18 protein-coding genes and 1 pseudogene are annotated in these 24776 nt (G+C 60.8%); 4 read left to right on the top strand and 15 right to left on the bottom strand.

Annotation, left to right across the window (positions count from 1 at the left end):
- Positions 1-69: 69 nt before the first annotated feature.
- The 8 genes from hutH to hutC form a co-directional block, all read right to left on the bottom strand.
- Positions 70-1593: a histidine ammonia-lyase gene (hutH, locus tag ACA049_RS01925; RefSeq protein ID WP_497332694.1), complete on the bottom strand. Its 1524-nt coding sequence runs from the start codon at positions 1591-1593 to the stop codon at positions 70-72.
- A gap of 161 nt (positions 1594-1754) precedes the next feature.
- On the bottom strand, positions 1755-2585 hold the full coding sequence (locus ACA049_RS01920) for a quaternary amine ABC transporter ATP-binding protein (protein ID WP_054616477.1): 831 nt from the start codon (positions 2583-2585) through the stop codon (positions 1755-1757).
- Positions 2582-3433, bottom strand: a complete 852-nt coding sequence (locus tag ACA049_RS01915; RefSeq protein WP_497332692.1) for an ABC transporter permease — start codon at positions 3431-3433, stop codon at positions 2582-2584. The genes ACA049_RS01920 and ACA049_RS01915 overlap by 4 nt, the downstream gene beginning before the upstream one ends.
- Before the next feature lie 70 nt (positions 3434-3503).
- Positions 3504-4472, bottom strand: coding sequence for an ABC transporter substrate-binding protein (locus tag ACA049_RS01910; protein WP_497332690.1), 969 nt, complete (start codon positions 4470-4472; stop codon positions 3504-3506).
- Positions 4473-4541: 69 nt separating this feature from the next.
- Positions 4542-6014, bottom strand: coding sequence for a purine-cytosine permease family protein (locus ACA049_RS01905; protein ID WP_497332688.1), 1473 nt, complete (start codon positions 6012-6014; stop codon positions 4542-4544).
- A 141-nt stretch (positions 6015-6155) separates the two neighbouring features.
- Positions 6156-7859: a urocanate hydratase gene (gene hutU / locus ACA049_RS01900; RefSeq protein WP_497332686.1), complete on the bottom strand. Its 1704-nt coding sequence runs from the start codon at positions 7857-7859 to the stop codon at positions 6156-6158.
- Between the two features lie 461 nt (positions 7860-8320).
- Positions 8321-8890: a HutD/Ves family protein gene (locus ACA049_RS01895; protein WP_497332684.1), complete on the bottom strand. Its 570-nt coding sequence runs from the start codon at positions 8888-8890 to the stop codon at positions 8321-8323.
- The gene (hutC, locus tag ACA049_RS01890) at positions 8887-9597 is read right to left on the bottom strand and encodes a histidine utilization transcriptional repressor HutC (RefSeq protein WP_154505298.1); all 711 of its coding nucleotides are present in this window, start codon (positions 9595-9597) and stop codon (positions 8887-8889) included. The genes ACA049_RS01895 and hutC overlap by 4 nt, the downstream gene beginning before the upstream one ends.
- 146 nt (positions 9598-9743) lie before the next feature.
- Here hutC and ACA049_RS01885 point away from each other — a divergent pair, with 146 nt between their 5' ends.
- The gene (locus ACA049_RS01885) at positions 9744-11108 is read left to right on the top strand and encodes a formimidoylglutamate deiminase (protein WP_497332682.1); all 1365 of its coding nucleotides are present in this window, start codon (positions 9744-9746) and stop codon (positions 11106-11108) included.
- A 121-nt stretch (positions 11109-11229) separates the two neighbouring features.
- On the opposite strand, the gene ACA049_RS01880 is transcribed toward ACA049_RS01885, so the two are convergent.
- Positions 11230-11799, bottom strand: a complete 570-nt coding sequence (locus ACA049_RS01880; RefSeq protein ID WP_497297025.1) for a lipocalin family protein — start codon at positions 11797-11799, stop codon at positions 11230-11232.
- Positions 11800-11830: 31 nt separating this feature from the next.
- Complete coding sequence (locus ACA049_RS01875; protein WP_497307168.1) at positions 11831-12085, bottom strand: hypothetical protein; 255 nt, start codon at positions 12083-12085, stop codon at positions 11831-11833.
- 285 nt (positions 12086-12370) lie between these two features.
- Here ACA049_RS01875 and ACA049_RS01870 point away from each other — a divergent pair.
- Positions 12371-13405 (top strand): annotated as a pseudogene (locus tag ACA049_RS01870) (HAMP domain-containing protein); the annotation flags it as partial.
- A 93-nt stretch (positions 13406-13498) separates the two neighbouring features.
- Positions 13499-14263 (top strand): methyl-accepting chemotaxis protein, encoded by a 765-nt coding sequence (locus ACA049_RS01865; protein ID WP_370694726.1) that lies wholly within the window; start codon positions 13499-13501, stop codon positions 14261-14263.
- Between the two features lie 125 nt (positions 14264-14388).
- Here the strand turns inward: ACA049_RS01865 and ACA049_RS01860 are convergent, their stop codons facing one another.
- The 5 genes from ACA049_RS01860 to ACA049_RS01840 form a co-directional block, all read right to left on the bottom strand.
- Positions 14389-14991 (bottom strand): DUF924 family protein, encoded by a 603-nt coding sequence (locus ACA049_RS01860; protein WP_497332680.1) that lies wholly within the window; start codon positions 14989-14991, stop codon positions 14389-14391.
- A gap of 2 nt (positions 14992-14993) precedes the next feature.
- The gene (locus ACA049_RS01855; protein ID WP_497332678.1) at positions 14994-16004 is read right to left on the bottom strand and encodes a class 1 fructose-bisphosphatase; all 1011 of its coding nucleotides are present in this window, start codon (positions 16002-16004) and stop codon (positions 14994-14996) included.
- Between the two features lie 292 nt (positions 16005-16296).
- Positions 16297-17670 (bottom strand): DUF3999 domain-containing protein, encoded by a 1374-nt coding sequence (locus ACA049_RS01850; protein WP_497332676.1) that lies wholly within the window; start codon positions 17668-17670, stop codon positions 16297-16299.
- A complete protein-coding gene (locus ACA049_RS01845; protein WP_497332674.1) occupies positions 17667-21254 on the bottom strand; it encodes a DUF2339 domain-containing protein in 3588 nt (1195 codons plus the stop codon). Before ACA049_RS01845 ends, ACA049_RS01850 begins: the two co-directional genes overlap by 4 nt.
- A gap of 253 nt (positions 21255-21507) precedes the next feature.
- Positions 21508-23958 carry a glycogen/starch/alpha-glucan phosphorylase gene (locus ACA049_RS01840; RefSeq protein WP_497332672.1) on the bottom strand — a complete coding sequence of 817 codons (2451 nt, stop codon included), beginning with the start codon at positions 23956-23958 and terminating at the stop codon, positions 21508-21510.
- 259 nt (positions 23959-24217) lie between these two features.
- Here ACA049_RS01840 and ACA049_RS01835 point away from each other — a divergent pair, with 259 nt between their 5' ends.
- Entirely contained in the window at positions 24218-24658 is a 441-nt protein-coding gene (locus tag ACA049_RS01835) for a YkgJ family cysteine cluster protein (protein WP_152974909.1), read from the top strand.
- The last annotated feature ends 118 nt before the right edge of the window (positions 24659-24776 follow it).

The following is a 24776-nucleotide window of genomic DNA, read 5'->3' as shown; positions in this document are numbered from 1 at the left end:
AATGTCCGTTGTCCGTCGCTTCCCGCCTTGTGGGGGGCTGGCGCCTTGGCACGCTGGTTTGATGTGGAATCAGTTGAGGTTCGGTAACGCCTTGTGCAGCAAAATCGGGTCTTTCAACACGCCGGCAGCGGCCGCAATGTCCGGCGCCAGCCAACGGTCCTGATCGTAAGCCGGGACGCGTTCACGCAGCAGACGCCACGCGGCATCGGTGCCTGCGCCGAAACGCTGTTCCTTGAGGAACTCGAACGCCTGAGCCGCCAGCAGGAACTCGATGGCGAGGATCTGCGTGCAGTTTTCCAGTGCGCGGTGCAGCTTCAGCGCGGCGTTGGTGCCCATGCTCAGGTGGTCTTCCTGCAGGCCCGAGGTGACGTAGTTGTCGAGCACCGCCGGTTGCGCCAACTGGCGGTTTTCTGCGCACAGCGAAGCGGCGACGTACTGGACGATCATCATCCCGGAATTCACCCCTGGATTGGCCACCAGGAATGCCGGCAACCCGCTGACGTGCGGGTTAATCAAGCGGTCCAGACGGCGCTCGGCGATGGAACCCATTTCGGCCATGGCGATGGCCAGCAAATCTGCCGCCAATGCCACTGACTGACCGTGCGGATTGGCCTGGGACATGATGCGGAAATTATCCGGCGTGCCCAGCAGCATCGGGTTGTCGGTGACAGAGTTGAGTTCGGTTTCGATCTGTTTGATCGCATGCTCAAGCTGATCGCGAGCGGCGCCATGAACCTGCGGGATCGAACGGATGCTCAGCGCATCCTGCGTACGGATGCCTTTGCTCGACGCAATCACTTCACTGCCATCCAGCAACGCCCGCAGATTGATGCCGACCTGCTGCATGCCGGGGTGCGGTTTGAGCGCGATGATCTCGGCATCGAACGCTGCAATCTGGCCACGCTGGGCTTCAAAGCTCATCGCACCGATCACATCGGCCCATTGCACCAGACGCGTCGCATCAGCAATCGCCAGGCAGCTGAGGCCGGTCATGCACGGCGTGCCGTTGACCAGGCACAGGCCATCTTTGGCGCCGAGCTGAACCGGTTGCAGGCCTTCTTCGGCCAAGGCTTGCTGCGCAGAAACGATCTGCCCGCGATAGCTGACATTGCCGACACCCAACAGCGCGATGCCGATGTGGGCCATGTGGGTCAGGTAACCGACCGAACCCTGGGACGGCACTTGCGGGGTGATGCCGCGATTGAGCAGCGCCAGCAGGGCTTCGACCACTCGACGATGAATGCCGGACTTGCCGTGGCTGTAATTGCGGATCGCCGCGCACATGATCGCGCGGGTCTGCTCGTCAGCCAACGGCGCGCCAACGCCACAGGCGTGGCTGAGCAGCGTGTTGCGCGACAGTTGGCTGAGTTGTTCGTCTTTGAGCGAGACGTTGCACAACGCGCCCAGACCGGTGTTGACGCCATAGGCGCGCTCGCCGCTGGCGACGATGCGCTGGACGATGGCCTGGGCATTTTCGATCCGTGCCCAGGTCTGTGGCGACAGCTCAAGCTGGGCGCCATGGCGGGCTACCGCGACCACATCCTGCCAACGCAACGGGGCGTCGGCGATAACGATTTTTTCAGCCTGGGACATCTTTGACCTCTTACCTGAATATTGATGCAGCTTTGCCGGCCTCTTCGCGGGCAAGCCTCGCTCCTACAGGATTCAGGTTTACCGTCCAATGTGGGAACGACACAAAACCTGTAGGAGCGAGGCTTGCCCGCGAAGGCGTCCGAACAGCCGCCGCAAATCTCTTAAACCACCGCCGCGCGCCGCTGCACGAACCGGTCGACATACTCGTCTGCCGGCGAGTGCAGGATCTCTCGCGGCGTGCCGACCTGAATCAGGCGGCCGTCCTTGAGGATCGCAATGCGGTTACCAATCCGCACCGCCTCGTCGAGGTCGTGGGTGATGAAGACGATGGTCTTGTGCAGGGTCTTTTGCAGTTCCAGCAACTGGTCCTGCATCTCCGCGCGGATCAGCGGGTCGAGGGCACTGAACGCTTCATCCATCAGGATGATGTCGGTGTCCGCCGCCAGTGCGCGTGCCAGGCCCACACGCTGACGCATGCCGCCCGAAAGCTGATGCGGGTATTTGTTTTCGTAGCCCTTGAGGCCCACGGTGTTGATCCAGTGCAGCGCGCGTTCAGAGCACATTTGCTTGCTCTCGCCACGCACTTTCAGGCCGTAGGCGACGTTGTCCACCACGGTCTTGTGCGGCAGCAGGCCGAAGCTCTGGAACACCATGCTGATCTTGTGCCGGCGAAATTCGCGCAGGGCTTCCATGTCGTATTGCAGGATGTCCACGCCGTCGACCAGGATCGCGCCGCTGGTCGGGTCGATCAGGCGATTGAAGTGGCGCACCAACGTCGATTTACCGGAACCCGACAGGCCCATGATCACGAAGATCTCGCCGGTGCCGATGCTCAACGACAAGTCGTTCACGCCGACCACGCAGCCGGTTTCGGCCAGCACCTGATCCTTGGTCTTGCCCTGGCCAATCATGCCCAGCGCTTCCTTGGAACGGTTGCCGAAAATCTTGAAGACGTTTTTGACTTCGATTTTGCTCACGGTTGCGTCGTTCATTTGCTCACCTCATGCCGTGGCCGACCATATGCTTGAGTAATGCGGTCGATAACCACTGCCAGAATCACGATCGCCAGACCGGCCTCAAGACCACGTCCGACGTTGAGGGTCTGAATCCCCACCAACACGTCTTCGCCCAAGCCACGGGCACCGATCATCGAGGCGATGACCACCATCGACAGGGCCATCATGGTGGTCTGGTTGATCCCGGCCATGATGCTCGGCAGGGCCAGCGGCAGTTGCACGCCGAACAGTTGCTGCCAGCGGTTGGCACCGAAGGCGTTGATGGCTTCCATCACTTCCCCGTCGACTTGGCGAATGCCCAGATCGGTCAGGCGGATCAGCGGTGGCGCAGCGTAGATCACGGTGGCGAAAATCGCCGGAACCTTGCCCAGACCGAACAGCATCAGCACCGGGATGAGGTACACGAAACTCGGCATGGTCTGCATGATGTCCAGCAGCGGCATCAGCACCGAACGCAGGCGATTGCTGCGTGCCGAGAGAATGCCCAGCGGAATGCCGATCAGCACCGAAATGACCGTCGCGACCATCATCAGCGCGAGGGTCTGCATCAACTTGTCCCAGAGACCGACCGCGCCCACCAGGAACAACAGGCCGACGATCACGGAAGTGGTCACGATTTTGCGGGTCGCGTGCCAGGCAACGCCCGCCACGATCGCCAGCATCAGCCACCACGGCGCCGCACGCAGCAGCCCTTCAAGATTGACGATGGCCCACAACAGGGTGTCGGAGATGTGCCGGAACACGTCGCCGTAGTTGGTGACCAGCGAATCGACCCAACCGTTGACCCAGTCGGCGATGGAAAAGGTAAAGCTTTCGGGAAACATAAGAGACTCTCAATCAAGGGGTTGCGATCAAGCACCCGACTGCCGCTGACGGCAGTCGGTGAGGCTCAACCTACAAGGCCGCGTCGATCTTTTTGGCTGCGTCTTCGCTCACCCACGCGTGCCAGACTTCAGGATGTTCCTTCAAGAAGATCTTGGCCAGTTTTGGCGACTCGATCCGCTCTTTGGCCATGCGCCCGAGGTTCTGGTTGAGCAGGTCGATCGGCAGGTTGACCTTTTCCAGCACGGCCACCAGTTCCGGGGCTTGCTCGTGGAAGGTCTTGGAGAGGCCGACCTTGATGGTCACTTCCTTGTTCACGCCTGGTTTCTCTTCGAGTTTGACCAGGTCGACCTGGCCCATCAGCGGGGTTGGCGACCAGTAGTAGAACAGGATCGGCTCGCCACGCTTGTAGCTCGACAGCACCGCGGCATCCAGCGCCGGGCCGGTGCCTGGACGGAAGTTGGTGTAGCTGCTTTCCAGACCGTAGCTTTTCAGCATTTCGCTGTTGTCGAGTTCACAGGTCCAGCCGGCCGGGCAGTTGTAGAAACGGCCCTTGGAGGGCTCTTCGGCGTCCTTGAACACAGCGGAGTATTTGGCCAGGTCAGCAATGTTTTTCAGGTCCGGGGCCTTAGGCTCCAGCTTGCGCTTGGCATCGCCTTCGATCACGTAGCGCGGCACGTACCAGCCTTCGACGGCACCCACCACCGGCGCGCCGACACCGACGACTTTGCCGGCCTTCTCAGCCTTGTTCCACACTTCGCTGCGGCCGACCCACTCTTCGGCAAACACTTGAATGTCGTTGCTGCTCAGGGCGTTTTCCATGGTGATGGAGTTACCCGGCAGGCTGTCGGTCTTGCAGTCGTAACCTTTCTCCAACACGACTTGCAGCACGTCGGTCAGCAACATGGCGCTTTCCCAGTTCAGGCCGGCGAATTTCACCGGTTTGCCCGACTCGCACCAACCGGCGGCCTGGGTGGCGCCGGCACTGGCCAGCAGGCCCATGGAAAGCAATGTGGTCAGCAGGGTCTTGTTCGATTTCATTGTAGTGACGCTCCTAATCATGAATTGGCTTACGGCAGTCAAGAGGCATCCAGCCCTGTCCACGTCCAATCAGGCCTGCGCCGCAGCGCGACCAGCCCCACTTGTTTTATGTTCTGCAACACTGTCCTGCTCGACCGGCAGAATCAGGTGATCGGGTACCGAGCCGTGCCATTTTTTTGCGCACACGTAATACAGGGCTGCGGGAAGCACCAGGCCGATGATCCAGGAAATATCCACATCACCCAGGGCCGCCACCAGCGGGCCGGTATAGAACTTGGTGGAGATGAACGGCAATTGCACCAGCACACCGAAAACATAGACGCTGATACCGAGGGCGTTCCAGCGGCCGTAGCGACCGTTTGGATCGGCCAGTGCCGGCACGTCATAGCGTTCGCGGGTGATGCAGTAGTAGTCCACCAGGTTGATCGCGCTCCATGGCGTAAAGAACGCCAGCAGGAACAGGATGAAGGACTTGAACGCACCGAGGAACGAGTGCTGGCCGAGCAATGCCATCAGGGTCGCAGCACCGACGATGACCAGCACGAAGACCAGACGCTGCAAGCGCGTTACTTTAAGGTCACCACGAAAACCGCTGATGACGGTCGCAATGCACATGAAGCTGCCGTAGGAGTTCAGCGTGGAAATGGTCACCTTGCCGAACGCGATGCTGAAGTACAGCAGCGCAGCGGTGGCACCGGTACCGCCCAGACCGACGATGTAGGCGACTTCGTGGCCGGCGAATTGGCCGTTGGCCGAAGCGGCAGCGAACACGCCAAGGACCATCGCCACCTGGGCGCCAATGACCGAACCTGCGCCTGCAGCGAAGAAGGTTTTCACCGATGAAACCTTGCTCGGCAGGTAGCGTGAATAATCAGCCACATAAGGGCCGAAGGCGATCTGCCAGGACGCTGCTAGCGACACCGCGAGCAAGAAACTGCTCCAGCTGAAGTGGCGGATTTGCAACAGCGCGCCAACGTCAACCTGGCTCATCAGACGGCTGAACAGATAAACAAAGGCAATCACACCAATGACGCTGGCAACACGGCCGATCCAATGGATCACCCGATAACCGAGCACCGTGACCAGCACGATGACACTGGCGAAGATCAGGATGCCGACACTGTCGCTGACGCCAAACAACTGGCCCAGCGCCTGACCGGAAAGCACGGTTCCCGTTGCGGTGAAACCGAGGTACATCAAGCAGACCAGCACGATCGGGATGGCCGCGCCATAAACACCGAACTGCACGCGGCTGGAGATCATCTGTGGCAGGCCAAGCTTGGGCCCTTGTGCGGCATGCAGCGCCATCACGCCACCGCCGATCAATTGCCCGATCAGCAAACCGATCAACGACCAGAACACATCACCGCCCAGTACGACGGCCAGAGCACCGGTCACAATCGCGGTGATTTGCAGGTTGGCACCCATCCACAGGGTGAACTGGCTAAACAGACGACCGTGTCTTTCCGCTTCCGGGATGTAGTCGATCGAGCGTGTCTCGATCAACGGTTTACTGCCTGCACGATCGCTGTTAACAGCCATGATTCAACCTCTGTGGATTGTTATTCGGTGTTGGTGATCCCTGTAGGAGCGAGGCTTGCCCGCGAACCGCGGTGTGTCAGAAAAGACGCCTTCGCGGGCAAGCCTCGCTCCTACAGGTTTTGCATCAAGCCAGAACCCGATTTATTTACCGGTAATCATCGGCAGGTTCAGGCCCTGCTCCTTGGCGCAATCGATCGCGATCTGGTAACCCGCATCGGCGTGACGCATGACACCGGTCGCCGGGTCGTTGTGCAGGACGCGAGCGATACGCTCGGCCGCTTCGTCAGTACCGTCGCAGACAATCACCATGCCCGAGTGCTGGGAGAAGCCCATGCCGACGCCGCCGCCGTGGTGCAGGGAAACCCAGGTCGCGCCGCTCGCGGTGTTCAGCAGAGCGTTGAGCAGTGGCCAGTCGGACACGGCGTCGGAACCGTCCTGCATCGATTCGGTTTCGCGGTTCGGGCTGGCTACCGAACCGGAGTCCAGGTGGTCGCGACCGATCACGATTGGCGCGGACAATTCACCGCTGCGCACCATTTCGTTGAACGCCAGACCAAGCTTGGCGCGCAGGCCCAGGCCAACCCAGCAGATACGTGCCGGCAGACCCTGGAAGCTGATGCGCTCGCGCGCCATGTCCAGCCAGTTGTGCAGGTGGGCGTCGTCCGGGATCAGTTCTTTTACTTTGGCGTCGGTTTTGTAGATGTCTTCGGCGTTGCCCGACAGCGCAGCCCAACGGAATGGACCGATGCCGCGGCAGAACAGCGGACGGATGTAAGCCGGTACGAAGCCTGGGAAGTCGAATGCGTTCTCGACGCCTTCTTCCTGGGCCATCTGACGGATGTTGTTGCCGTAGTCGAAGGTCGGAATGCCCATCTTCTGGAATTCGAGCATCGCTTTAACGTGCACTGCCATCGATTGCTTGGCAGCTTTGACGACAGCGGCTGGCTCGGTCTTGGCGCGAGCGCGGTACTCTTCCCAGGTCCAGCCGGCCGGCAGGTAACCGTTGAGCGGGTCGTGGGCGCTGGTCTGGTCGGTGACCATGTCCGGGCGCACGCCGCGCTTGACCAGTTCCGGGAGGATTTCTGCCGCGTTACCCAGCAGCGCGATGGAAATTGCCTTGCCTTCTTTGGTGTATTTGTCGATGCGGGCCAGCGCGTCGTCGAGGTCGGTGGCTTGCTCATCGACATAACGGCTGTTCAGGCGGAAATCGATGCTGACCTGCTGGCATTCGATGTTCAGCGAGCAAGCGCCGGCCAGGGTCGCGGCCAAAGGTTGAGCGCCGCCCATGCCGCCGAGGCCAGCGGTCAGGACCCAACGACCTTTCAGGTCATCGTTGTAGTGCTGGCGACCGGCTTCGACGAAGGTTTCGTAGGTGCCTTGGACGATGCCTTGGCTGCCGATGTAGATCCAGCTGCCGGCGGTCATCTGGCCGTACATGGCCAGGCCTTTGGCGTCGAGTTCGTTGAAGTGTTCCCAACTCGCCCAGTGCGGAACCAGGTTGGAGTTGGCGATCAGCACGCGTGGCGCGTTGGTGTGGGTCTTGAACACGCCGACCGGCTTGCCGGATTGCACCAGCAGGGTCTCGTCGTCGTTCAGGTTGGTCAGGCTTTCGACGATCTTGTCGTAGCATTCCCAGTTACGTGCCGCACGACCGATACCACCGTAAACCACCAGTTCTTTAGGGTTCTCGGCGACTTCGGGGTCGAGGTTGTTCATCAGCATGCGCAGCGGCGCTTCAGTCAGCCAGCTCTTGGCGGTCAGCTTGTTACCGCGGGCAGCGCGGATTTCAACGTCACGGTATTTTGTAATAGAGGCGGTAGTAGGTTTCTGGGTATTGTCAGTCACGAAAAAGACTCCTCAGCGATCAATCCAAACCAACCCTGGCGGTGGGTAAGCCAGCCTGTGCGCGTCAAAGCGCCACAAGCGAATCAGTGGACGTTGCGAGGAGTCTCGATCGACTCATACGCATACGTCTTTACTTGTACATACAAGCATATGCAATCAAGCGGCCAACTTGTTGGATAGGTGTTCAAGAAAAGTTTTTGCAACGCTGGAAGGCCTTTGGATCAAGGGTTCTGACGAAGATGAAATTTTTAGCGGGGGATTTTTCGGAGGGGAGGCAGCTGTTACTTGAGCGGGGTTTTGCGCCACGCTGGGGCGTTCGGTAACAAAGTGGTGCGCGTTGGGGAACGCTGGAAAGCAAAAGATCGCAGCCTCGTTTCACTCGACAGCTCCTACAGGATGAACGCCATCCCATGTAGGAGCTGTCGAGTGAAACGAGGCTGCGATCTTTTAAGAATATTGAATCAGCGTGCAGTCAGCTCGATCACACAGCATTGGCCGTTACAGGAAACTTCCAGCAAACCAACGTTACCGACGAGTTGCAGGCAATCATGCCGCCCCAGCTGTGCCTCACTGTTACCCACTTTCACTTCCAGCGATTCGGTGACACTGAACACCAGCACAGTCCCGGCGGAGCTGAAAAACCGCTGCTCCCCCTCCAGCCACTGCAACCGTGCGTCGTAACGCTGCGGCGCATATATCAGGTTGAAATCGCGAATCGGCCCACCAAGCAACGTGCAAGACACTTGGCTCTCGCCACTGAAGGCAAATGGTTCCAGCGGTAACAACGGATGCGTGTCCTGGCCATCAACGCGCAAGGTCATGCCGTCGCCCTGCAACACGGTGATCACGCGCTCGTAACCGGCGAACATTGAAAAACCACCGGACTCACCAATATCGGCAATCGACAGGCGCCAGCCGAAACCATCAAGACCAATACCCGCATCACGGGTGATTTCTTCAGTGCTGCCGCCGCCGTTTTTCCACGGCATGCGCGGATAATCTTTTGCGCGTAAGACTTTCATTTCATTCATTTATGGAACCGACCTTCCAGGCGATGACGGGAACCGGGGTGGATCAAACGGGCGGCGGTCACCGGCTGGCGGCCAGACCAGGTGCGGCGACGAATCAGCAGGCACGGCTCGCCCTTTTCAATCTGCAGCAACTTGCACTCGGAGGCCTCGGCCAGAATCGCTTCGACCACGTGCTCGCCTTCGGTCAGCGGCGCGACCTGGTTCAGGTAGGCGTAAGGCGTTTGCAGGGTGAAGTCCTGCTTGAGGTAGTCCGGCGCCACCAGCGCGTTGACGAAACGATCTTCGATTTGCACCGGAATGTCGTTTTCGAAATGCACGATCAACGAATGGAAAACCCGCTGGCCTTCGCGCATATCGAGCGCCAACGCACGCTCGGAACCGGCGGCCTCTTCTTCAAGGGTGATCACCTTGCAGGTATGGCGATGGCCACGGGAGGCGATTTCGTCGGCGATGTTGTGCACTTCAAACAGCGCGGACTGGCTTTTCGGCTCGGCGACGAACGTGCCGACACCTTGCATGCGCACCAGCAAACCGTCGGCGGTCATCTCGCGCAGGGCGCGGTTGATGGTCATGCGGCTGAAACCGAGTTGGCTGACCAGCTCGCTTTCCGACGGAACGCGGTAGTGCGGCGGCCAGTTTCCACTGTCGATTTGCTGGGTGATCATCTGTTTGACGCGGGCGTACAAGGGCGCCGGACTGTCGCCCATGTTCGCGGCCAACGGTGACACTGCAGGCGGAGTCGGCACGGTTAATCCTTGTTCATTTGGTAGAGGTTGCTAGCTTGCCGGAGTTTACCGAGCAGGCAAACGTCTGTATATGTATATACAAATAACACACGATGGGGTGCTGAACCATGTCCGCCTTCTTTGCCGAACGCGCGCTGCTGCCTAGTGGATGGGCCAACAATGTACGTCTTGAGGTCAGCGCCGATGGCGTGTTGACCCATATCCAGGCCGATTCCCACGCAGATGGCGCCGAACGGCTAAGCGGTCCGCTGCTGCCGGGGATGCCGAATCTGCACTCCCACGCCTTCCAGCGCGCCATGGCCGGGCTGGCGGAAGTGGCGGGTAATCCGAACGACAGTTTCTGGACCTGGCGCGATTTGATGTATCGCCTCGTCGGAAAAATCAGCCCGGACCAACTCGGCGTCATCGCCCGTCAGCTGTACATCGAAATGCTCAAGGCCGGTTACACCTCGGTGGCGGAATTTCATTACGTACACCATGACACCAACGGCCAGCCCTACGCGGACCCGGCCGAACTGGCGCTGCGGATCAGCCAGGCCGCCAGCTCCGCCGGTATCGGCCTGACCCTGTTGCCGGTGCTTTATAGCCATTCCGGTTTCGGCGGCCAGACCCCGAACGACGGTCAGCGCCGCTTTATCAACAGCACCGAAAACTACCTCACGCTTCAGTCGCGTTTGCAGCCGATCCTGGCGCAGCAACCGGCACAGTCGCTGGGTTTGTGTTTCCACTCGTTGCGCGCGGTAACACCGCAGCAGATCAGTGAAGTGCTGGCCGCCAGCGACAAGCAATGCCCGGTGCACATTCACATTGCCGAACAGCAGAAAGAAGTCGATGACTGCATCGCCTGGAGCGGCCGTCGCCCTCTGCAATGGCTGTACGAAAACACCGAAGTCGATCAGCGCTGGTGCCTGGTCCACGCGACCCACGCCAATCCGGAAGAAGTCACGCTGATGGCCAAGAGTCGCGCCATTGCCGGTCTGTGCCTGACCACTGAAGCCAACCTTGGCGACGGGATCTTCCCGGCGGTGGATTTCCTCGCGCAAGGCGGGCGCATGGGTATCGGCTCCGACAGCCATGTGTCATTGAGCGTGGTGGAAGAATTACGTTGGCTGGAATATGGCCAGCGCCTGCGCGATCAGCGGCGAAATCGTTTGTATGGCGCGGATCAGCCGATGGTCGGCCGAACGCTGTATGACGCGGCGCTGGATGGCGGCGCTCAGGCGCTGGGTCAACCGATTGGTGCATTGGAAGTTGGCAAGCGTGCGGATTGGCTGGTGCTGGACGGCAACGATCCGTACCTGGCGACGGCCAGTGGTGACGGGATTCTCAATCGCTGGTTGTTTGCCGGTGGTGATCGCCAGGTGCGCGATGTGCTGGTCAATGGCCAGTGGGTGGTGCGTGACGGGCGTCATGCCGCAGAAGAAGAAAGCAATCGGGCGTTTACCCAGGTCCTGCGCGATCTTTTAGGCTGACACCGGAAACAACTGTGGGAGCGGGCTTGCTCGCGAAGGCGTCGTGTCAGTCAACATCAATGTTGAATGCACAACCGCCTTCGCGAGCAAGCCCGCTCCCACATTGGCTCTTTACTAGCCGTCAGTTCGAGGTCTTGGCCATCTGCGTATCCGACGCGCGCCAGATCAACCGCGTGGTGTCGTAGCCCTGTTGACGCGCCTTGCTCAGCAGTTCTTCACGCACTACACCGTTGACCGTCGGCGTCCGCGACAACAGCCACAGGTACTTGCGGCTCGGATCACCGACGATGGCGGTCTTGTAATCGTCGCTGACGTACAGGACCCAGTATTCCCCTTTCGCCACACCCGGCAGCAATCGCGAGAACCAGGTATCGAATTCGACCCACAATTTGTCGGTCTTGCCCGGCACCTGCGGATAAGCCGTGCCCTTGGCCTCTTCCCATTGCCAGTCCGCCGTCAGGCAGCGATTCAGCACCAGCACGTTGCCGTCAGGCTTGAGCGTGTAATGGGCTTCGGATTGCGCGCAGTTGCGCTGGAAATACATCGGCAGGCGGGCCAACTCGTACCAGGTCCCTTGGTATTTTTTGAGATTGACGCTGTTGACGGTCTTCGGTGCCAACGGATCTGTGCCAGAAGTGGCGCAGCCGGCCAATACCAGGCCGGCAAAAAGGAGTATCAATAACCGCTTCATTGTTTTTCTCCCGTGGGCGTGTTGCCCCGGATTACTTCAGGCCTTGGCCGGAAAACATCAGTACTTTGTCACCGGCGTACTGCACGCTGATAAAGCTGTTCTTGTCACCCCAGGTGCAACTGGACATGCCGAGCGCGCCCGAGCAATCAGTGGCTTTGCCCAGCAAGGCTTCAACCTCGGCCTTGGGCATGCCGGCTGACAGCTTCGAGTAGTTTTCCTGATTGACCTTGCTGCATGCGACCAACAACACGCAGAACGAGAGCAAGGCGATAGATCGCAGCGACATGGTGTAGCTCCTGGGGCGAAGGGGGAATGGCATGGCTGCCAAGCAGAAGCTTAGAAGAGAAAACCCCTATCTGGTTCCCCGACTGCCCGGCTATTTATCGGGCCGCTCGTCTGCCTTTTTTCGAAAAATCAGCGACTTTCTTGCGCCGTTGAGTATTTCGTCGGTTTTCGCAAAAAGACGCCTAATCTTTGGCGCTGGCCAGTCGACATAGAAGCAGCGCAAAGCCCTCGACTGTGGCAAATTGACGCCCCCTCGCTGACCAGCCCCTCCGCGGTAGTGCACTTAATGACCAGAAACATGAAATTCAGCCACAAGATCCTGCTGGCAGCCGCCCTCGTGGTCGCCGTTGCGTTCGCCTGCTTTATCCTGTTCAACGACTACCGCCAGCGCCAGACCTTGCGCAGCAGTACCGAGTCCTCGATGCAGGAACTCGGCAGCCTGACCACCAGCAACATCCAGACCTGGCTGGAAAGCCGCATGCAGTTGCTGCAATCGTTGTCCCAGCAGATCGCCGTGGACGGAAGCGCACCCGCCAGCCTCAAGCGTGCCATCGACTTGCCGGCCTACACCGGCAACTTCCAGCTGAGCTACTTCGGTGGCACTGACGGCGTGATGTTCTCGATCCCTGCGGGCAATCGCGCGGCGGATTACGACCCCCGCGCCCGCGGCTGGTACAAGGCAGCCAACAGCGCGCAACAGACCATCGTCACCGAACCGTACATCGCCGCGTCTTCCGGCAAACTGGTGATCACCGTCGCCACGCCCGTGAAGAATCAGGGCCAGATGATCGGTGTCGCCGGTGCGGACATCGACTTGTCCAGCGTCAGCGCGATCATCAACTCGCTGAACTTCGGCGGTCACGGCCACGCGTTCATCGTCAGCGCCGACGGCAAGATCCTGATCCATCCGGACAGCAAACTGGTGCTCAAAAGCCTCGCCGAGGCCTACCCGAACGGCGCGCCGAAAGTCAGCCCGGGCATGAAAGAAGTCGAGCTCGACGGCAAGACCCAGTTCATCTCCTTCACCCACGTTAACGGCGTGCCCTCGGCCGATTGGTACGTGGCGCTGGTACTGGACCAGGAGACCGCGTTCGCGATGCTCAGCGAATTCCGCACCTCGGCGATCATCGCCATGGTCATCGCCGTGGTGATCATCATCGCGCTGCTGGGCATGCTGATCAGCTTCCTGATGCAGCCGCTGCTGACCATGGGCCGCGCCATGCATGACATCGCCGAAGGTGAAGGTGACCTGACCAAACGCCTGACCATTCACGGCCAGGACGAATTCGGCGCACTGGGCACCTCGTTCAACCGCTTCGTGGAGCGTATTCACACGTCGATTCGCGAAGTGTCCTCGGCCACCGGCCAGGTCAACGAAGTCGCGCTGCGTGTGGTGGCGGCGTCGAACTCGTCGATGTTCAACTCCGACCAGCAAGCCTCGCGCACCAGCAGCGTGGCCGCCGCAATCAACGAACTGGGCGCCGCCGCCCAGGAAATCGCCCAGAACGCCGCCCTCGCCTCCCAGCATTCGAGCGACGCCCGCGCGCTGGCCGAAGACGGTCAGCAAGTGGTGGATAAAACCATCGCGGCGATGCAGCAGCTGTCGGCGAAGATCAGCGATTCGTGCGGCAACATCGAAACGCTCAACAGCAACACCGTGAACATCGGGCAGATTCTGGAAGTGATCACCAGCATCTCGCAGCAAACCAATTTGCTGGCATTGAACGCCGCCATCGAAGCGGCCCGTGCCGGTGAAGCCGGCCGTGGTTTTGCCGTGGTCGCGGACGAGGTGCGCAACCTCGCCCACCGCACTCAGGATTCGGCGCAGCAAGTGCAGAAGATGATCGAGGAACTGCAGGTCGGCGCCCGTGAAGCCGTGAGCACCATGACCGACAGCCAGCGCCAGAGCGAAAGCAGCGTCGGTATCGCCAACCAGGCCGGTGAGCGTCTGGGCAGCGTGACCCAGCGTATTGGCGAGATCGACGGGATGAACCAATCGGTGGCGACCGCGACTGAAGAGCAGACCGCTGTGGTGGAGTCGATCAACGTCGACATCACCGAGATCAACACGCTGAACCAGGAAGGCGTGGAGAACTTGCAGTCGACCTTGCGTGCGTGTGCAGATCTTGAGCAGCAGGCGGCGCGGCTTAAACAGTTGGTGGGTAGCTTCAGAATTTAAGCCGTTCATGCGGGCCCCTTCGCGGGCAAGCCTCGCTCCTACAGGTTATGCGCAGCCTTGAATGTTGCACTCATCCTGTAGGAGCGAGGCTTGCCCGCGAAGGCGGAATCAAACGCGATAAATATTCAGAACCTTGACCCAGGCCCTGCTAGAAACACCAGTTCCTGAGCCGTAGACTCCCTTCCCAACACCGCATTCCTGTGGGGAAACCGCCCAAACCGCGCAATCACCTGCTGATGCTTCTCGGCATAGCCCAGATAATCGGTGAACAGCTTCCGATCCGCCTCCGGCTGTTGCGCGACCAGATCGATATAGCGCGAAACCGCCTCGTTCTGCACCGCCAGATGCTCGCAATGCTCGAACACCAGGTAGATGAACACCCGCTGGATCGGTCGCAGCTGCCGATCGAAATCCGCAGCAATGCCTTGCGCCACCAGTGCCTGAGCCCTCAGATCGCCTGAAAAGGATTTGGGAGTGTCGCGAAAGATCATTCGCGGGAGTTGATCGAGCAGCAGCACCAGGGCCAGCCAACCTTCGGGGCGTTGCGCCCAGTCAGTCAATCCGCCGGCCAGTGCCTGCTCGACCCAGTCCCCGAAACGCGTCTGCGCTTCGAGGTCCTGGCTGTCGCGCTTGCCGAACCATAACTTGCCCTTGTCAGCCGCTATGTCGTGAGGGGATTCGAGGGTTCCGAACCACCAATCGAGCAACGGCTGCCAGGGCGCGGTCATGTTTATTCCTTGTGATAAGCCGTGACGCGTGCAACTTCTTCTTTCGAGCCGAGGAACACCGCAACGCGCTGGTGCAAGCCATCAGGCTTGATGTCGAGGATGCGCTGATGGCCGTCGGTGGAGGCGCCGCCAGCCTGTTCAACCAGGAACGACATCGGGTTGGCTTCGTACATCAGACGCAGTTTGCCCGGCTTCGACGGCTCGCGGCTGTCGCGTGGGTACATGAACAGACCGCCACGGGTCAGGATACGGTGCACGTCGGCAACCATCGCGGCGACCCAGCGCATGTTGTAGTTCTTTTTCAGTGGACCTTCATCGCCCGCCAGCAATTCGCCGACGTAGCGTTGTACCGGGGCTTCCCAGTGACGCTGGTTGGACGAGTTGATCGCGAATTCCTGCGTGGACTCCGGGATCGTGATGTCTTCATGGGTCAGTACGAAGCTGCCCATTTCACGGTCCAGGGTAAAGCCTTTCACGCCATTGCCCAGGGTCAGCACCAGCATGGTCTGTGGACCGTAAATCGCGTAACCGGCGGCAACCTGCTGAGTGCCTGGCTGCAGGAAGGCCTTTTCGTTCAAAGGCTCGTTCTGGGTCAGGTATTCGTTCGGGCAACGCAGCACCGAGAAGATCGTTCCGACCGGTGCGTTGATGTCGATGTTCGACGAGCCGTCCAGCGGGTCAAAAACCAGCAGGTACGCGCCTTTCGGGTATTTGCCCGGGATCTGGTAGGCATTGTCCATTTCTTCGGACGCCATGCCGGCCAGGTGACCGCCCCATTCGTTGGCTTCGAGCAGGATGTCGTTGGACATCACATCAAGCTTCTTCTGCACTTCACCTTGGACGTTTTCAGTGCCCATGCTGCCCAGAACGCCGCCGAGGGCGCCCTTGGACACGGCGTGGCTGATTTCCTTGCAAGCACGCGCCACCACTTCGATCAGGAAACGCAGATCGGCAGGGGTGTTGTTGCTACGGGTCTGCTCAATCAAATAGCGACTCAGGGTAACGCGGGACATGGAAGGCTCCGGTGGAATTGGGGGCTAAAAACCCGCGCAGTTTAACGCGAGTCGAGGCGCATTTCCTCCTATCAGACGTGATACGCCCAATAGAGTTCATGCGCCGGGTTGAGCGTAGTTCTAAACGGGCCGGATGTGGGCCGGGTACAGATGGCAGTTTTTAGAGTTTATTTGCCTGAAAGTCAGTCTTCGCGAGCAAGCCCGCTCCCACAGGTGACCGAGTTGCATCAGAAATACTCGGTCGAATGTGGGAGCGGGCTTGCTCGCGAATGGCGCACAGCGCCAGCCATTCTCAGGGTTTTATGGGAGGCTTGCGCAGCAAACTGAACGCCATCGCCGCCAGAAACAGCACACTCAGCAACAACACCCCCCACAACCCGAACTTCTTCCAGTTCGTGTCCGTTGTCGCGGCTGCGGTCACAGTGGAGGTGTTGCTCACCACCACCGCACCTTCCACCGAAGCCTTGCCCAACGCCGCCCACTTCGCCGCGCTGTAATCCGGGATCAGCGTCGACAACGACAGGTTCGCCGCCTTCACCGTCGCATTCCCCAGCGCCAGCGTATAAGGCCCCGCCCCGCGCGCCAGGAATACCAATTGCGTCGAGCGCACCGCAAATTTCACCGTCGGCGCTTCCGCACCCAGGCCACCGCCGCGCTCATCCACGACAAGCTTCAATTGCTGCACAGTCTGCCCCGACAGCTGCAATTCGTTCTGCACCACGTCCTGGCCACTCTGGGTCAGGCGATAGAGCAGACCGCTGCTGAGCGGCTGCCAGGGCAGGCTGCTTTCGCGACGACCGGACAACGTCACCGGCGCCAGGCTATTGGGCTGACTCAGCTCAACCTGCACCCGCTCGACATTCAGCCCCATCGGCAATTGCCACGTGTATTCACCCGCTTTCACGCTGCTGCCCGCCAGCGGTTGCGACCAGACCAACGGCAGCGGCAAGCTGCGGGTACTCGCGCTTTGAAGCTGCGCAGAGGTCAGCGCCGGCGCCGATTGCGGTGAGTTCCACAGCAAGCGCAGATAACGCGCCGACTGCCCCGGCAAGCCGACTTCATGCTGTTCGACCCGCTCGTCGGCAAACGTCAGCCGCGCCACTTGGCCCTCGCCCCACGACTGCCAATGCTGCAAGTCGTCGCTGGCCTCGATGGTGAAACGCTGGAAGCCATCGCGCTCGCTGGTCCAATCGAGGACCAACTGCTGCAACGGCGCCTTGATACCGCTGGCATCGAGCAACCAGCCGCGCAGCACTTCTTCCCCCGCCTCTAGCTGAGTGGACGGCTGCACCTCGACCAAGGTGCCGTTGGCGCTGGATTGCACGCGGATGCCCGGCGCCCGCTCCGTGGCGTCCGCCGAGGTGTACAGCGGGAACCATTTCACGTCGGTCAGCGTGCGATTTTCCCGGGTTGACGCCGCCTCGCGAGCCAGGGCGTAGGCCTGGGCCTCGCCGGCAGCGTTGAACACGCGGACATCGCTGAGGTCCGTTTGCCGGGCATTCAGTTGCACACTCAAGGGTAAATCGAGGCGATACCAAGGTCCCTCGCCGCTCACCGACAACGGCACCTGCGTGGCGAAGTCCGCCGGTTTTTCCTGAGCGCTGGCGGACAGCGCCACGCCCAGCGCAACCGCGCCCAACCAGCCCAGATTCAACTTCTGACTCAAGACGACACTCCTTCGGTTTCAGGGGCCGGCCTTTCAGCATCCGGCGCAGCCTCGGCACGTTTTGGTGGCAGCGGCGCGAAATAGCCCACCACCAGCAGCAACACGCCGACGCCGATAAACGACACGATCCGCGCAAGGCCGCCGCGGTTGCTCAATTCGACAAAGAACAGTTTGGCCACCACCACGCCGATCAGCGCAGCGCCGATCAGCCACACCTCGCGACGGTGACGCAGATGGCCGCCGATCATCAGACTCAGCGCCATCAAGGTCCAGACGATGGACAGGCCAGCCTGCACGAGCATGGATTCAAGCAACGCATCCAGCTCGAACGGCACGCCGCCCCAATGGTGCGCGGTGCGCATCACCAACGCGGTGAAGAAGACGAACAGCGAGACTCCGGCGATCAATTGCGTGGCGTGGGCGACGTAGTCCTTGCGAATTGCCAGTTGCGTCACGGTGCTGCGGGACCAGACGTAGACACCGAACAGCGCAAACAGCAGCCCCAGCTCCAGCGGATTGACCAGCGGCACATAGGGCAAAGGCTCAGCCGTGCCGTCGCTGACGCTATTCGCCAGCCAGAACCAGCCGAGCATCAGCAACGCCAACGGTGCCGCCGCGTAGAAACGGTATTCGCGTGGATAAGCCGAAACAGGCCACGGCCAGTTGCGCGGCGCCGCCATCAGCACCAGGTACAGACTCGGCAGGATCGCCCAACCCAGCCAGCGCCAGGCGTTGTATTGCTCGGACAACAACAGCAAACCGTAACGCAGCTCCAGCGCCAGCACACCGATCAACAGCCAGCAGCCGAGTACATGGGCGGTACTCAGGGCACGCGCCGGCAACATCGGCGCCAGGCGTCGCAGGGAGATGAAATGCACGACGAACACCGCTGCCCAGACCAGCCAACCGAAATCGGCGGCCGGGTGATAACGCGAGTGCCATGCGGCGAGCAGGACCAGACCGGCAGCGGGAATCAGCAAGGTGCAAAGCAGGCCGAGCGACGGCCATTTCAGGCGCAACGCCAACACTGTCCACAGCGCCACGCTCACGGCGGCAACCGCCAGCAGCAAGGTCGCTTGCAGATTCAACGGTGCAAAACGCAGCACTTCACTGATCCACGCCAGCGCCCACCATCCCGCGCCCCACACCAGCAGCACTTCGGACAAACGCTGCAAGCTCAGCACATCAAACGCCGAGGCATGGTTGCCGAGTTGCAAGCGCCAGGCGCCGACCATCGCGGCCAGACCCAACACCAATGGCGTCCAGAACCCGCTGTGCGCAAGCGGCTTCAAACCTTCACTGGCCAGCGGCCCTAGCAGGTCCGGACCGGCGAACAGGAACGCCGCTCCACCAATCACCTGCAACAGCAGGCCGAAGACAAAACTCACGCGCTGCTTCAGATACAGACTCAACCAAATGATGAACAAGCCACTGGCCGCCCACACCGCACTCGCGGTCTGCCACGGCAGCACAAACAGCACCGCCAGATTGATCAGCACCAGCCCCGCCAGCAACACCACCGACAAGCCGCGCAACAGCCGAACATCACTGCGCACCATCTCATCGCGAGCGGCGAGCAACATGCCGGCGATCAACGCCAGGCCGATCAGCGATGCACTGAGCAAACCGCTCCAGCCCGCGCTGAACACCGCGGCCGATTCACCACTCGAACCTTGCAAGCGCAGCAGGAACAGCGCACCGCCGAGCAACTGCACGGCGAACGCGGTGAACAGGAACGTGCGCGATTGCAGGCGCAAGCCGACAAACAACGTCGCCAACCCCGCCAGCGCCCAACTGATCGCGGTGCCGTGGGTCAGGAAGAACAACGGCGCCAGCAGATAGAGAAAGGTCAGACCGAGGCAGGCCAATATCGGCAGCCCTTTGCGCTCCCACTCCGACGTTTGTTCGGGCAAGGCTTTGCGCAATTGATAGAAGCTGAACAACAACGCCGCGCCGAGCATCAACGCGCCCAGTGGAGCGCCGTCGAGCAAGCTGCCGTCGCCGATCCGCAGTTCGCTGACAAACGCCAGGGCCGAGCCCAGTTGCAGCAGCAAGGCAAACGCGCGAGCCAGTGGTCGTTGCTGACGCAAGCCGAGCCAGAAGATACCGGCGCCTTCGACCGCCCAAGCGGCGGCCGTCCAGCGCGCGTCGAGCCCCAGCGGAATCGCCAGGCTGGCGAAGATCACGCCCAGCGCCAGGCAGGTTTCCGCGAGTAACAATGCACGGCCGCCCATCAGGAAACGGGCCAGCCCCATGTAGATCATGCCCAAGGCCAAGGCACTGAACGCCGCGGCGAACTCCAGATGCTGAACCAATGCGAACTGCAATCCGAAGCCCACCAGCGGCGGACCGAACAGCATCGTGCCGTCGACGTAATCACCCTTGCGCGCCGACCAGCGCAGCAACGCCTCGCGGCTGTCGTCCTCGGGGGCGCCGCTCATTTCCAGGAGCTTGCGCCGGGCAAACAGCAGGCCGATGGCCAGGTACATCAGGAAGAACAGGATCAGGAACGGCTCGGTGCTCCACAGCAGTTCCGGTGTGTAGGAGCGCAGGCCCCAGGCGAAACCGATGCCGAAGGTGCCGACGAATCCGATCAGATTCAGCAGGCGCCAGGCCTTGAACCAGGCGATGGCGAAGATGCCGGCGTTAAGCAAGGCGAAGTAGCTGAACAGCGCGACGTGGTTGCCGGCGCCAGTGGAGGTCAGGATCGGCGCCGCAAAACCACCGAGTGCAGCGGCAGCGGCCAGGCCCAACGCATCCTGAGTGATGGCGAGAATTGCCGAGAACACCGTCACCGCGACCAGCAGGCCCAGCGCGGCGGTGGGATCGAGCAGCGGATGCAGGCGCATCGCGGCAAACACCGTCAGGTACAACACGGCGATCCCGGTGCCTTGCAGCATCAACGCGTAATTGCTGTTGCGTGTTCTGAGCCACCACCCCAGACCGAGCAAACCCAACGCGGCCGCCGCAACGCCGGCGTAACGCAGTTCGATCGGCACCACCATGCCTTCGGTGGCATACCGCAACAAAAACGCCAGACCGAGGAACAACAGCACCACGCCGACGCGCAGCACGGTGTTGCCCCCGAACAGCCAATTGCGTGCGCCGCTGATGGCGCGGTCGATGAAATTCGGGCCGCGAGGGACGGCGGGTTGTTGTGGTTCGCGGGTGACCGGCGCGGGTTTCCAGACATCGTCGGGCAGCGGACGGCTGGTTTGCGCTGCCGTTGCGGCCATCGGTTCGAGTTCGGGCGGGAGGTCCCAGATCAGCTCGGGGGTCTCGACAGGAATTTCATCGAGGGTGAATTCAGGAGGCGCGACGGCTTCGCTGGCAACCGGTTCGCTGGTTTCAGGCGCTGTGACGCCAGACACCTCCAGCAATGCCAGGCGTTGCTGCACCCCATTCAGCGCGATCTGAGCCTGATCCAGAAGTACGCGTTGCTCGGCAGCTTGTGAATCCAAGCGGCCGATGCGAATGGCCTGACCAATACCCAACCCGAGCAACCCGCCCAGCAGCGCATCGCTGAACGACTCGTCGAGTACCCAGCCCAGCACCAGCCCAATCAGCATGAACATCCATTGCATGGTCGATATCCCTAAGCGGCCCATTGCCGGGCGAATCCCGAAGCTTCGTGGCATTTTCAGTGCCGCTTTCGCGGGCAAGCCTCGCTCCTACAGGATTTGCACAGTCCGCAAGAACGGCACATGACCTGTAGGAGCGAGGCTTGCCCGCGAAGACGTCAGCGCAGTGTTCACTGAAACATCCGGGAAAACTGGGGCTTAGTATATCGGCCAGGCCCAACAACCGTCGGGCCTTGCTCGCAATTATTGCGAAAAGTTACTCCAATGCCTTCCAGATATCCGTGGCGTACTCGCGAATGGTCCGGTCGGACGAGAACCAGCCCATCCGGGAAGTGTTCAACACCGCCGACCGCCACCAGGCTTGCGAATCGTGCCAATGGGCTTCCACGCGCATCTGCGCGTCCCAGTAGGAATCGAAATCGGCGCAGACCAGGAAGCGGTCGTAGTCGATCAGCGAATCGATCAAGCCTGCGTAACGGGACGGATCATCCGGCGAGAACACCCCGCCGCGAATCGCTTGCAGCACGTCATTAAGACGGTGTGATGCGGCAATGTCCGGCGTCGCATTGAACTCGTGGTTCTGCTTGCGCGCTTCAACCTGCTGGGCGCTGAGGCCGAAGATGAACATGTGCTCGGCGCCGATGAACTCGCACATTTCGACGTTGGCGCCATCGAGGGTGCCGATGGTCAGCGCGCCGTTGAGGCCGAACTTCATGTTGCTGGTGCCCGAGGCTTCAAAGCCCGCGGTAGAAATCTGCTCGGACAAATCCGCCGCCGGAATGATGCTCTCCGCCAGGCTGACGTTGTAGTTGGGCAGGAACACCACTTTGAGCAGACCGCGCACCGTCGGGTCGTTGTTCACCACCCGGGCGATGTCGTTGGTCAACTTGATGATCAGCTTGGCCTGGTGATAACTGGCCGCTGCCTTGCCGGCGAAGATCTTCACCCGCGGCACCCAATCGATTTCCGGCTCGGCGCGAATCGCCTGGTACAACGCCACGGTGTGCATCAGGTTGAGCAACTGACGTTTGTATTCGTGGATCCGTTTGACCTGGACGTCGAACATCGCCGCCGGGTTGACCGCGATCCCCAGTCGTTCATGAATCAGGTACGCCAGGGCTTTTTTGCTGTGCAGGCGCTGCTCGGCGAAGGCTTTGCGGAACGCAGCTTTCTCGGCGAACGGCTCCAGCTCTTTCAGGCGTACTTCAGCGTTGTCCAACAGGTCCGGGCCGAGGGCGTCGACCATCATCGACGTCAGCTCGGGGTTGGCCTGGTAGAGCCAGCGGCGGAAGGTGATGCCGTTGGTCTTGTTGTTGATCCGCTCCGGATAGAGCTTGTGCAGTTCGGAGAACACGGTTTTGCGCATCAGTTGCGTGTGCAAGGCGGACACGCCGTTGACGCTGTGGGAACCGAGGAACGCCAGGTTGCCCATGCGCACGCGGCGGCCGTTGTCTTCTTCGATCAGCGACACTGCGCGCAGCACGTCGAAATCGTGAATTCCTTTGGCGCGCAGCGAATCGATGTGCTGGGCGTTGATCTGGTAAATGATCTGCATGTGCCGCGGCAGCATCCGTTCCATCAAACCGACCGGCCAGGTTTCCAGCGCTTCCGGCAACAGCGTGTGGTTGGTGTACGAGAGCGTGTCGACGGTGACTTGCCACGCGGCATCCCACGCTACGTCGTAGACGTCGACGAGCTGACGCATCAGTTCGGCCACGGCAATCGACGGGTGCGTGTCGTTGAGCTGGATCGCCGCGTGGTCGCCCAGGGTCAGGACCGAGGTGTGCATGTTGCGATGGCGGCGCAGCAAATCCTGCAAGGACGCGGCGACGAAGAAGTATTCCTGGCGCAGGCGCAGTTCCTGGCCGGCTTCGGTGCTGTCCGCCGGGTAGAGCACGCGGGAGATACTTTCCGCCCGGGCCACTTCGGCCACAGCGCCCAAGTGGTCGCCGGCGTTGAAGCGTTCCAGGTGCAAATCTTCCATGGCGCGGGCACGCCAAAGGCGCAGCGTGTTGACGCTCGCCCCGCGCCAGCCGACCACCGGCGTGTCGTAAGCAATGGCCCGCACGGTTTCCGCCGGGGACCAGACTTGCTTGGACTTGCCGTTTTCGTCGGTCACGGTTTCGACGCTGCCGCCAAAGCCGATCGGGTAAACGACTTCTGGCCGTTCAAATTCCCACGGGTTGCCGAAATCCAGCCAGTGTTCGGTCTGTTCCTGCTGCCAGCCATCGACGATGGCCTGGCGGAACAAGCCGTGTTCATAACGAATGCCGTAGCCGTGGCCAGCGATGCCGAGGGTCGACATGCTTTCCATGAAGCACGCCGCCAGACGACCGAGGCCGCCGTTGCCCAGGGCCGCGTCGGGCTCCAGCAGGCGGATGCGTTCCAGGTCGACGCCCAGTTCGGTCAGCGCCTCGCGGGCGACGTCGAGCAAGCCGAGGTTGCTCAGGCTGTCGTAGAGCAGCCGGCCGATGAGAAACTCCAGGGAGAGGTAGTAAACCCGCTTCTGACCTTTGCGGTAGATCTGCCGGGTGTGATCCATCCAGTGTTCGACCATGTGATCGCGCGCTGCCAGGGCAATGGCTTCGAACCAGTCGTGGTCGAAGGCGTGATCCGGGTCTTTACCCACCGCGTAGGTGAGTTTGGTCAAGACGGCATCGCGAAATGCGGCCACCTCTGCTTCGCGAACAAGTGGTTCTTGAGTCATCGATAGGACCTCGAGCGAGCGTGGAGTTGTTGAGCCTAGACGGTCTGACAGGCCGTGGGGTCTCTGGTTCGGCAGTTTTTCCTGATAGTGCGAGATAGGCCGGCATTACATTGTCATGTACCTGAATGAATGCAGGGGCCGTGCCGGATTAACGGTGTTATTTGGGCGACACAGAAAAAATCTGGCGAAAGGTTGTTCAAAAATCCACCAGTCCCGGTATGATCGCGCGCCCTGATGCACACGCTGGTAACAACCGATGATGAAGTCCAACCTGATCGCTGCCGCAGAGATCGATCGCCTCGATACCTGGGCCAAATATTCTGCGCCGATGTGCGGCTCGTGTGTATCCAGCTGCTGCACGCTGCCGGTCGAGGTCAAGATCAAGGACCTGATTCGCATCGGCATCGTCGACGAGTTCGAGCGCGGCGAACCGGCGAAGAACATCGCCAAGCGTTTGCAGAAGGAAGGGATCGTCGAGCGCTACAACCAGAAGTCCGAGATCTTCACCCTCCAGCGCATGAGCAACAACGATTGCCTTTACCTGGATCGTAAGAGCCGTCTGTGCACTATTTATGAAAAGCGCCCGGACACCTGCCGCAATCACCCGAAAATCGGGCCACGGCCGGGGTATTGCGCTTACAAGCCGAAGGAAGTGGCGCGTGAGACCAGTGCCGGCCGCCGCACCCTCGAGAAATTCTGATCCAGAATCTCGCCGCCTGACAGATCGCTTTCGCGGGCAAGCCTCGCTCCTACAGGGTTTGTGTCATTCGCCAATATCGCGAACGACTCGAAACCTGTAGGAGCGAGGCTTGCCCGCG

The sequence above is a fragment of the Pseudomonas sp. LBUM1662 genome, assembly GCF_059695915.1.
This window is presented reverse-complemented; position numbering and strand designations above follow the sequence as displayed.